Source organism: Janthinobacterium sp. PSPC1-1, from assembly GCF_049897625.1.
In the GTDB taxonomy this organism is placed as follows: domain Bacteria; phylum Pseudomonadota; class Gammaproteobacteria; order Burkholderiales; family Burkholderiaceae_D; genus Janthinobacterium; species Janthinobacterium tructae.
Genome location: NZ_JAFCWP010000001.1, coordinates 38,911 through 49,534 on the forward strand (window position 1 = coordinate 38,911; position 10,624 = coordinate 49,534).

The 10,624-nt window shown below is 60.9% G+C and carries 11 protein-coding genes; 8 read left to right on the top strand and 3 right to left on the bottom strand.

The genetic code is table 11. The features are described 5' to 3' along the window. Positions 1–107 precede the first annotated feature (107 nt). The 8 genes from ACP7EG_RS00200 (at position 108) to ACP7EG_RS00235 (ending at position 6,991) form a co-directional block, all read left to right on the top strand. Positions 108–491: a diacylglycerol kinase gene (locus ACP7EG_RS00200; RefSeq protein WP_426085944.1), complete on the top strand. Its 384-nt coding sequence runs from the start codon at positions 108–110 to the stop codon at positions 489–491. 130 nt (positions 492–621) lie between these two features. Next, positions 622–1,626, top strand: a complete 1,005-nt coding sequence (locus tag ACP7EG_RS00205; protein WP_426085945.1) for a sulfate ABC transporter substrate-binding protein — start codon at positions 622–624, stop codon at positions 1,624–1,626. A gap of 53 nt (positions 1,627–1,679) precedes the next feature. Beyond that, positions 1,680–2,246, top strand: a complete 567-nt coding sequence (locus tag ACP7EG_RS00210) for an RBBP9/YdeN family alpha/beta hydrolase (RefSeq protein WP_289945492.1) — start codon at positions 1,680–1,682, stop codon at positions 2,244–2,246. 42 nt (positions 2,247–2,288) lie between these two features. Beyond that, complete coding sequence (locus ACP7EG_RS00215; protein WP_426085946.1) at positions 2,289–2,927, top strand: peroxiredoxin; 639 nt, start codon at positions 2,289–2,291, stop codon at positions 2,925–2,927. Between the two features lie 250 nt (positions 2,928–3,177). Further along, positions 3,178–4,050: a sulfate ABC transporter permease subunit CysT gene (cysT, locus tag ACP7EG_RS00220; protein ID WP_426085947.1), complete on the top strand. Its 873-nt coding sequence runs from the start codon at positions 3,178–3,180 to the stop codon at positions 4,048–4,050. Next, a complete protein-coding gene (gene cysW / locus ACP7EG_RS00225; RefSeq protein ID WP_243136539.1) occupies positions 4,047–4,973 on the top strand; it encodes a sulfate ABC transporter permease subunit CysW in 927 nt (308 codons plus the stop codon). Before cysT ends, cysW begins: the two co-directional genes overlap by 4 nt. Before the next feature lies 1 nt (position 4,974). Next, complete coding sequence (locus tag ACP7EG_RS00230) at positions 4,975–6,045, top strand: sulfate/molybdate ABC transporter ATP-binding protein (protein WP_096237561.1); 1,071 nt, start codon at positions 4,975–4,977, stop codon at positions 6,043–6,045. 13 nt (positions 6,046–6,058) lie between these two features. Then, the gene (locus tag ACP7EG_RS00235; RefSeq protein ID WP_426085948.1) at positions 6,059–6,991 is read left to right on the top strand and encodes a CysB family HTH-type transcriptional regulator; all 933 of its coding nucleotides are present in this window, start codon (positions 6,059–6,061) and stop codon (positions 6,989–6,991) included. On the opposite strand, the gene ACP7EG_RS00240 is transcribed toward ACP7EG_RS00235, so the two are convergent. The 3 genes from ACP7EG_RS00240 to ACP7EG_RS00250 form a co-directional block, all read right to left on the bottom strand. Further along, positions 6,988–7,341 carry an MmcQ/YjbR family DNA-binding protein gene (locus ACP7EG_RS00240; protein WP_426085949.1) on the bottom strand — a complete coding sequence of 118 codons (354 nt, stop codon included), beginning with the start codon at positions 7,339–7,341 and terminating at the stop codon, positions 6,988–6,990. The genes ACP7EG_RS00235 and ACP7EG_RS00240 overlap by 4 nt on opposite strands. Continuing rightward, a complete protein-coding gene (locus tag ACP7EG_RS00245; protein WP_426085950.1) occupies positions 7,338–7,949 on the bottom strand; it encodes an immunity protein Imm33 domain-containing protein in 612 nt (203 codons plus the stop codon). The genes ACP7EG_RS00240 and ACP7EG_RS00245 overlap by 4 nt, the downstream gene beginning before the upstream one ends. Positions 7,950–8,093: 144 nt before the next feature. Further along, complete coding sequence (locus ACP7EG_RS00250; protein WP_426085951.1) at positions 8,094–10,517, bottom strand: TonB-dependent receptor plug domain-containing protein; 2,424 nt, start codon at positions 10,515–10,517, stop codon at positions 8,094–8,096. Positions 10,518–10,624: the final 107 nt, after the last annotated feature.

The following is a 10,624-nucleotide window of genomic DNA, read 5'->3' on the forward strand; positions in this document are numbered from 1 at the left end:
GTGAAAAAATAGTGAAATGTTCCGAGATATTCAGCGAATAAATTGTCACAATTCTCATGTTGGCCGTCATAATTGATGGCTGGACGTACTTTGAACCATGGAAAACTATGCAACCTGTCAATGAATTCAAGAGCAAGAGCGGCTTGAAACGGATTTTTTCCGCCTTTTTCTACTCGCTCGACGGCTTGAAGGCGGCCTGGCGCCATGAACATGCGTTCCGCCAGGAACTAGGCTTGTTCGTCGTCGGCACGCTGATTGCCTTGCTGCTGCGCATCTCTGCCTTTGAAAAACTGGTGCTGATCGGCGTGCTGCTGCTGGTCTTGATCGTCGAATTGATCAATTCCGCGCTGGAAGCCGTGGTCGACCGCATCTCGCTCGAGCTTCATCCGCTGTCGAAAAACGCCAAGGACTTCGGCAGCGCCGCCGTGCTGCTCACGTGCATCCTGGCCTTTTCTACCTGGGTAGTTGTCCTGTTCAACCGTTTTTATTAACTGCTTTATCCCCGTTGCGCGTCGCCCATATGCGAAAATCGCATATCAAACGGCGAAACGCTTCGTTCTCTTTGCGGCCGTTGCGCCGTAATCTGGTGGCTCTGAAAGTTCAACCACACGGGGATCTTAGATGCTGTCGAAAAAAATCATCATTGCCGCCGCCCTCAGCGCGTTTGCTATTCTGCAAACGGCGCAGGCCGCCGATATCACCCTGCTCAACGTGTCGTATGACCCGACGCGCGAGCTGTACCAGGATGTGAACACGGCATTTGCCAAGGAGTGGAAAGGCAAGACGGGCGACAACGTCAAGATCAAGCAATCGCATGGCGGTTCCGGCAAGCAGGCGCGCGCCGTCATCGACGGCCTGGAAGCGGACGTGGTCACGTTGGCCCTGGCCTATGACATCGATGCGCTGGCCGAGCACAAACTGCTGGCCGCCGACTGGCAAAAGCGCTTGACGCACAACAGTGCGCCGTACACCTCGACCATCGTGTTCCTGGTGCGCAAGGGTAACCCGAAAGGCATCAAGGATTGGAGCGACCTGATCAAGCCGGGCGTGTCCGTCATCACGCCGAATCCGAAAACCTCGGGCGGCGCCCGCTGGAATCATTTGGCAGCCTGGGGCTACGCGCTGCGCCAGCCGGGCGGCAATGAAGCCAAGGCCAAGGATTTCCTCGGCAAACTGTATAAAAACGTGCCCGTGCTCGATTCCGGCGCACGCGGTGCCACCACCACCTTCGTTGAACGGGGCATCGGCGACGTGCTGATCGCCTGGGAAAACGAGGCTTACCTGGCCGTCAAGGAACTGGGCCCGACCAAGTTTGACATCATCACGCCGTCCGTCAGCATCCTGGCCGAGCCGCCCGTCGCCGTCGTCGATAAGTTTGCCGACAAGCACGGCACGCGCAAGGTGGCCGAGGCTTACCTGAACTACCTGTACACGGACGAAGCGCAAGACATCATCGCCAAGAATTACTACCGTCCGGCAACGGACAAGGCGGCGAAGAAATACGCGTCGCAGTTTGCCAAGGTCAACCTGTTCACCATCGAGCAAGTGGCCGGTGGCTGGACGTCGGCCCAGAAGGCGCACTTTGCCGACGGCGGCATCTTCGACCAGATCTACCAACCCAAGTAATATCGGATGGCAATCGGGAACGGTTGCCAGACTGCTACCAAAAGGGATCCATCATGGCGCTGCGCAGCTTTTCCGATTACCGGGTACTGATCGTGCCGGGCTTGCATAACAGCGGTCCCGAGCACTGGCAGAGCCGCTGGCAGCGCCTGTATCCGCAATTCGAGCGGGTCGAGCAGGATGACTGGAACGAACCCGAGCTGGCCACCTGGTCGGCGCGCCTGGACCAGGTGCGGCGGCAAGATGCGCGCCCAACCCTGATCGTCGCCCACAGCTTCGGCTGCCTGGCGACGGCGCACAGCCTGGCCCGCGACCCGCAAGGCGTGGCCGGCGTGCTGCTGGTGGGGCCGGCCGATCCGGACAAGTTTGGCGTGGCGAAAGCCTTGCCGCAAAAGCGGCTGCCTTGTCCCGGCATATTGATCGCCAGCCAGACGGACCCGTGGATGACGGCCGAGCACGCGGCGCAGTGGGCACGGCGCTGGAATTGCAAGTATATTGATGGCGGTGCGCTGGGCCATATCAACGCCGAGTCGCGCCTTGGTGACTGGGTCTACGGCCAGGCGCAACTGCAAACACTGTTTGATCTGGCGCAAAGCGACAAGCGCCACCGTCAGGCAGCCTGATACGACGAACATCCCGCCATACAACCTCACAAGGAGAGCACGATGACTTTACGCCTGGGCGATGTCGCCCCTGATTTTGAACAAGACAGCTCGATCGGCCCGCTCAAGTTCCACGAGTGGGCTGGCAATTCCTGGGTGGTGCTGTTTTCCCACCCGGCCGACTTTACCCCCGTGTGCACGACGGAGCTGGGCCTGACGGCCAAGCTCAAGCCGGAATTCGACAAGCGCAACGTGAAAGCCATCGCCCTGTCCGTGGACGCGGCCGAGTCGCACAAGAGCTGGATCAAGGATATCGAAGAGACGCAAAACACCGTGGTGGGCTTCCCCATCATCGCCGACGTCGACAAGAAAGTGTCGGTGCTGTACGACATGATCCACCCGGAGCAATCCGTCACGGCCACCGTGCGCTCCGTCTTCATCATCGACCCGAACAAAAAGGTACGGCTGATCCTCACGTATCCGCTCAGTACGGGCCGCAACTTCAATGAAATCCTGCGCGTCCTCGATGCCCTGCAGCTGACGGATGGCTACACGGTGGCCACGCCCGGCAACTGGCAAGATGGCGACGACGTCATCATTCCATTGACCGTGCAAGAACCGGATGTGATCAAGCAGAAGTATCCGAAGGGTTTTACGGCTGCCAAGCCATATCTCCGTCTGACGCCGCAGCCGAACAAGTGAGAACGGGGTCAGACCCTATGGGTCAGACCCCAGCCGTCAAGGTGTTGGGTTAAGTGTGTGCCCACCCCAACCCCACCCCAAGAGCAGGGGTCGGACCCGCAGGGTCCGACCCCTTTTTTTTCGTCCGTCGATTCTGCCAGCAAGTATGCAAAATCCATCTAAGCAAATGAGAAATGGTTAGTTCTTTTTATAACGATTGCATGTGAATATTGCACCCTATAACTCAAAAATGTAATAAGAAGGGGTTTCTATGTCTGCAGCAGCATCAGCATCAGCAGCACCGATCAAGGCGCGCGGCGCGCCGTTTCGGGTCATGCCGGGTTTCAAGCTGTCACTGGGCTTCACGCTCTTTTACCTGGCCTTGATCGTTCTCATTCCACTCTCGTCGGTGTTCCTGAAAACCTTCACCATGACGTGGGACGCCTTCTTCAGTGCCGTCACGTCCGACCGCGTGATGGCGTCGTACCGGCTGACGTTTGGCGCCTCGCTGATCGCTGCCCTGCTGAACGTGGTGTTTGGCGGCATCCTGGCCTGGGTGCTGGTGCGCTATAAATTCCCCGGCAAGCGCATCATCGACGCGCTGGTCGACTTGCCGTTCGCCTTGCCGACGGCCGTGGCAGGCATCACCCTGACGGCTCTGTACTCGTCGAACGGCTGGTTCGGCCAGTTCATCGAAGGCGTGCTGGGCATCAAGGTGGCGTTCACGCCGCTGGGCGTGGTGGTGGCGCTGACCTTCATCGGCTTGCCCTTCGTCGTGCGCACCGTGCAACCGGTGCTGGAAGACGCGGAAAAGGAACTGGAAGAAGCGGCCGCCAGCCTGGGCGCCAATTCGCTGCAAACGTTTATTCGCGTCATCTTCCCCACGATTTTGCCGTCCTTGCTGACGGGCTTTGCGCTGGCCTTCGCCCGCGCCACGGGCGAGTACGGTTCCGTGATCTTTATCGCCGGCAACATGCCGATGGTGTCGGAAATCACGCCGCTGTTCATTATTACCAAGCTGGAACAATACGATTACGCAGGCGCCACGGCCATTGCCGTGGTGATGCTGGTGGTGTCCTTCCTGCTGTTGTTGACGATTAACCTGCTGCAAGCATGGACGCGCGGAAAGGCGAAGAAATCATGAGTACGAATATCACTGCCGTGGCGAATGTGGAAGATGCGCTGCCAAAAGCGCGCCGTTTCGAACCGAATGTCGGGCCTGTCGTGCTGGAACCGTTGTGGGTGCGCACGGTATTGATCAGCATCGCCTTGCTGTTCCTGACGGCGTTCCTGATCGTGCCCCTGGTGGCCGTGTTTGCCGAAGCGTTCAAGAAGGGCTGGGAAGCGTATATCGCCGCCATCATCGATCCGGATGCGATTTCCGCCATCAAGCTGACCCTGATCACGGCCGCCATCGCCGTGCCGCTGAACCTGGTGTTCGGCGTGGCCGCGTCCTGGTGCATCGCCAAGTTCGAGTTCCGCGGCAAGAGCATCCTGCTGACCCTGATCGACTTGCCGTTTTCCGTCTCGCCCGTGATTTCCGGCCTGATCTATGTGCTGATGTTCGGCGCCCAGGGCTGGTTCGGACCATGGCTGCAGGAACACGACATCAAGATCCTGTTTGCCGTGCCCGGCATCGTGCTGGCCACCATCTTTATTACCTTCCCCTTCGTCGCGCGCGAACTGATCCCGCTGATGCAGTCGCAGGGCAGCGAAGAGGAAGAGGCGGCACTCGTGCTGGGCGCGTCGGGCTGGAACACGTTCCGCCGCGTGACTTTGCCAAATATCAAGTGGGGCTTGCTGTATGGCGTGATTCTGTGTAACGCCCGCGCCATGGGCGAGTTCGGCGCCGTGTCCGTCGTCTCCGGCCATATCCGTGGCGAAACGAACACCATGCCGCTGCAAGTGGAGATTCTGTACAACGAGTACAACTTTGCCGCCGCGTTTGCCGTCGCCTCGCTGCTGGCCCTGCTGGCGCTGGTGACCCTGGCCTTGAAAGCTTTCATTGAGTGGCGTTTGAACGAGAGCGACGCCGACGATTCCGCCTTACGTTCTACGGAGCACTGATATGACCATCGCAGTTAAAAACATCCACAAGCGCTTCGGCGATTTCGTCGCCCTCGACAATATCTCGCTGGACTTTCCCGCCGGCGAACTGACGGCCCTGCTGGGCCCGTCCGGCTGCGGCAAGACGACCTTGCTGCGCATCATCGCCGGTCTGGAACACCCGGACAGCGGCCAGGTGCTGCTGGACGCGGAGGACGCGTCGAACCGCCACGTACGCGAGCGCCAGGTGGGTTTCGTCTTTCAACACTATGCGCTGTTCAAGCACATGACCGTGTTTGAAAACGTGGCCTTCGGCTTGCGCGTGAAGTCGCGCAGCGAGCGCCCGTCGGAAGACCAGATCCGCCGTAAAGTGAAAGATTTGCTGGAGCTGGTGCAGCTGGACTGGCTGGCCGACCGTTATCCGCCGCAGCTGTCGGGCGGGCAACGCCAGCGTATCGCCCTGGCGCGCGCCTTGGCCGTCGAGCCGCGCGTGCTGCTGCTGGACGAACCGTTCGGCGCCCTGGATGCCAAGGTGCGCAAGGAATTGCGCCGCTGGCTGCGCCGCCTGCATGACGACTTGCACGTCACCAGTATTTTCGTCACGCATGACCAGGAAGAAGCGCTGGAAGTGGCCGACCAGGTGGTGCTGATGAACAAGGGCACCGTCGAGCAACTCGGTTCCCCGGAACAAGTCTACAACCATCCGGCTTCGCCTTTCGTCTACGGCTTCCTGGGTAACGTCAACCTGTTCCATGGCCGCGTGCATGACGGCGTGATGGCCACCGGTGACGCCAGCTTCGAGGTGCCCGATTATGCTGGCGTGAGCGACAGCAAGGGCACGGCCTATGTGCGTCCACACGACCTGGAAATCGACCGCTACACGCAGGGCGCCGAAGGCATCGTGGTGAAACTGAGCCGCGCGCATGCCATCGGCCCGCTGGCCCAGCTGGACTTGCAGCGCATCGATAACAGCGAACTGATCGAAGCGGTGATGTCGAACGAGCGTTTTACGCATCTGCAACTGAAGGAGGGCGAGACGTTAGTTGTCCGCCCGAAACGCCTGCACGTGTTCGTTGAACCAACAAGAACCTAAGGGCTGAAAATATATGAACTTTCAACAACTGCGCTCGATCCGCGAAGCGGCGCGCCGCGGCTACAACCTGACGGAAGTGGCGAACGCCCTGTTCACGTCGCAGCCGGGCGTGAGCCGGCAAATCCGCGAACTGGAAGACGAGCTGGGCGTGGTCATCTTCGAGCGCAACGGCAAGCGCTTGACGGGCTTGACGGAGCCGGGCAAGGGCATTTTGAAAATCGTCGATCGCCTCTTGATCGAGGCGGAAAACCTGCAGCAGGCCAGCCTGGAATACAGCGGCCAGACCAGCGGCACCCTGTCGGTGGCGGCCACCCACACGCAGGCGCGCTATGCGTTGCCGAAAGTGGTGCAGGGCTTCCGCGCCGCCTATCCCGACGTGCGCATTGCGCTACAACAAAGCGCGCCCGAGCACATTGCGGAATGGGTGTTGTCGGGCAAGACCGATATCGGCATCGCCACGGAAGGCCTGAGCCAGTTCCCCGACCTCGTGTCGTTCCCGTGCTACCGCTGGAGCCATCTGATCGTCGTGCCGGACGGCCACCCGCTGCTTGAACACTCGCCCATCCGCCTGGAAGACCTGGCCAAATATCCGTTGATTACCTACGACAAGGGTTTCACGGGACGCGGCCATATCGACGATGCGTTCGCCAAGGCGGGCGTGGCGACCGACATCATCCTCACCGCCATGGATTCCGACGTCATCAAGCAATACGTGACCTTGGGCCTGGGCGTGGGCATCGTCGCCTCGATGGCCTTCGACCATGGCCGCGACAAGGGCTTGCGGGCGGTGGAAGCATCGCATCTGTTCGCCAGCAACACGACGCGCCTGGCCGTGCGCCGCGGCGCCTATCTGCGCGCCTACGCCTACGAGTTCATCCTGCAACTGGCGCCGGACCTGACGCGCGCAGACATCGACCGCGCCATGGCGGGCGAGGAAGCGCTCTAGGCGATGGTCGCCCTTTGCGCGCGCGTCAGGCTGGCCACGGCGCGCGCGTAGCTATCCTGCACCAGTTCCATCAGGTAATCGGCCGGGAAGCGTGTCACATCGACGATGGTGACCCAGTGAAAACGGCCCATGTAGCGGGCCGGTTTCACGCCGGGCATGTCCGTCAGCTCGATAAAGCGTTCCGCGCTGACCCGCAGGCTGAAGCGCCACTGCTCCGGTGCGCTGGTCTTAAAGTAGGCAAATTTCTTGCCGCTCACTTCAAGCACGAGGATGTTCGACGGCGCACCGTACAGTACGGCTTGCGCGCCTGGCTGCGCCGCGCAAAAGTCTTTCAGTTCATCAGTTGTCATTCGTCAACCGCCATGAATTGTTGCGTGTTGTGGTCGAAAGCATAGGCTGACCCGGCCGGAGAATCCAGCAGGCGGATGAAGCGGTCGTCCACGCGGAGCACGGCGCCCAGCGACACGAGGGCCACGTTGGCGCTGTCGTTGATGTAGTCGTCGCTCTCGTCGTTGGCCGTGAAGCGCCAGCCGCTGTCGTCGCCGTTGTCCGGCTCTTCGCGGTAAAGATAGCCGACGGGCGCGCCGTCTTCCAGCACTTTTTTCGTCACGAAGCACAGGCCCGCATAGCGGTTGACGAGATTGTCGTCATCGTCGTGTTGCGTATTGATGATGTGGCGCGCTTCGAAGGTGATGGCGTCCTTGGCGTGCAGATCGGCGATGTAGCCGGGCATGTTGTCGAGCTTGCCCGTAAAGTGCCCATGTGGCTCGATCGTCTCCACCAGCACCCACATGCGCTCGGCGCCCGGCGCCTGCGGATCGTCGCTGTGGAAGGCGAAGATCAGCTTGACCACTTCGCCAGGGCGCACCTGGGCGATGGCCTCGGGCGGTGATTTATAGAAGGTGTAAGGGTAGCGCGCCGCCAGTTCGGCGGCGTCGGTCAGATGCCAGCTGGGCATGGTATTCCGTCGTCAGAGTGGGGGAATATCCATGGTAGCCGATTGCCTGCCAGGATGGCCACCCGTACGCCAGGGCTGTATTTGATAGGCGGGAATGAAAACGGGAGGCAGATGCCTCCCGTGCTGCGTTGCTATTGCCAGCGATTACCAGCTATAGCCCGCCTTGGCGTAGTAATAGCGGCCGTTGAAGCCGTTCGGCGCGAAGATGCTGTAGGGCTGGGTGCCGTTGACGTTCAGGTTGCCATTGCTGGTCACTTGCGCCGGGTAGCGGTTGGTGACGTTGTCGATGCCGGCCACCAGGCGCCAGTTCTTGCCCAGCTTCACGGAACCGGACACGTCCAGCACCCATTGCGGATCATACGTCTGGTCCAGCTTGACATCGTTTTGCGGCACGGTGAAGCTGCCGTAGCGCGTCACGACGCCGTGCGCATTCCAGATGCCGAAGCCGTAGTCGGCGGCCAGGCTGAACTTGTCCTTCGGCGACGCCACCGTGATGCGGTCGATGCTCTGGCGGTCGATCAGTTTCAGGTTGTTGGCCGTCAGGATGGCCGGATTGTCGGCGATTTTCCGTACCGTGCTCTTGTTATGGTTGTAAGCCACGGTGAGGTCCAGGCGGTCCTTGTCCTGCAGGTCGATGCGGTAGGTGCTGACGATGTCCACGCCTTCCGTGCGCGTGTCGACGGCGTTGGTGAAATAGCGTCCCGAGCCCACCGGCGTTCCCTGGGCGGCCAGGATGTTCTTCAAAGCATTGCTGAGTATCAGATTGGCCGAGAACAGGATGCGGTTGTCGATGTCGATGCGGTAGGCGTCCACTGTCGTCGTGAAGTTGCGGCTGGGCTGGAACTGCAGGCCCAGGCTGTAGTTGCGGGCCTTTTCAGGTTTCAAGTCCTGTGCGCCCAAGGCGCGCGCCTGTGGTGTGTTGACGGCGAAGGTGCCCGTCTCGATCGGCGTGTTGATGCCGTTGACGACCTGGAAGTTGGTGGTGGTGATGGTGTAGTACTGCTGCGCCAGTGATGGCGCGCGGAAGCCGCTCGACACGGTGCCGCGCAGGGACAGCGCATCGCTGAACGAATAGCGGGCCGAGCCCTTGGCCGAGGTGGTGCTGCCAAAATCGCTGTAGCGCTCATGGCGCAGGGCCACGCCACCGGACAGGTTTTTCGTCGCTTCCGCTTCCAGGTTCACATAGATCGATTCGTTGTGGCGCGAGTGGCTGCCCGCATTGGCAGGGCGGAAACCGGCAAAGCCTTGCGAGCCGCCACCCGTGTACGACGCTGCGTCGCCGGCGCCAATCGTGTATTTTTCATGCCGCGCTTCGGCACCGACGGCTACCGTCAGCGGTCCCGTAAAGTAAGAGACGGGAAATTCGCGTGCCGCGTCCAGGTTGAATACCGTTTGTTCATTTTTCAGCGAACCGGCATAGAAGTGCGTGGGGCTGGCTGCGGCCAACGACTGGTTGACCGTGTTGTCGAGGTCCAGTTCGAACTTGTTGCTGCCGTAATTGATGCTGGCATCCCAGCGCCAGCCGGCCGCCTCGCCGCGCAAGCCGGTGACGATGGACTGGTCCGTCAGGGTGCTGTTTTGCAATGGCAAGAAGCCTTCCGGGAAGAGCGGTGTCCGCTGGACGAACAGTTTCGAATTATTCGGGTCCGTGATCAGCGCCGTGCGCCAGGTGGCGGCGGCCGACGTATCACGCTTGCCATAGTTGCCGAAGGCATACCAGTCCACATTGTCATTGATATGGTATTCGCTGTTGAGGAAAATCGTCGCCGGCTTGCTTTCCGGGTCGCCGTAGCGCTGGTTGACCTTGCCGTAGCGCGGTTCCAGCGGATTGCGGAAATCGGCGCCGGCGCGGTTGGTCGGGTCGCGTTCGGCCACTTCGGCCGAGACACGTACCCAGCCGTCGTCGCCCAGGGCGAAGCCGGCCGAACCTTTGATGGATTTTTGCTTGCCGTCGCGTTCCTGCGTCTGGCCATAGCCCACTTCGATATCGCCGCCGGCCGCGCCTTTTTTTAGGATGATGTTGATCACGCCGGCAATCGCGTCGGAACCGTACTGGGCCGCCGCGCCATCGCGCAGCACTTCCACGTGGTCGATGGCGGCCAGCGGAATGGCGTTCAAGTCAACGGGCGCCGAGCCGCGGCCCAGGGAACCGTTGACGTTGACCACGGCGGACGTATAACGGCGCTTGCCGTTTACCAGCACCAGGGTCTGGTCGGGTGACAGGCCGCGCAGCTGGGCCGGACGCACGGCGTCGCTGGCGTCGGCGCCTGTGGCGCGGGCAAAGTTCAGCGATGGCAGCAGGCGCGCCAGTACGGTAGCCAGTTCGCCCGAACCCGTGCTTTGCAGGTCGCGCGAGGTGAGGATGTCGATCGGCGATTCGGAATCGATGGTGCGGCGGTTCTTGGCGAAGGTACCGGTGACCACCACGGATTGCAATTCCCCTTCTGCCGGCAGCTCTTGCTGCGCTTGCACATGCATTGGCAGGCTGAAGCAGGCGATCAGGCTGGCGGCGAGGACGGTTTTCACGGGGAGGGCGGGAAGCTGGGAGCGGGCGGTGCTTGAACTCATCGACAATATCTCTTCGGTTAGTGGTTGCGCGGACCATGGCGGTCCGATGACGAAATCAGCTTAGCAGCGGGTGAACGGCGTGCTTACGAATTGTTCTGTCTATCGAT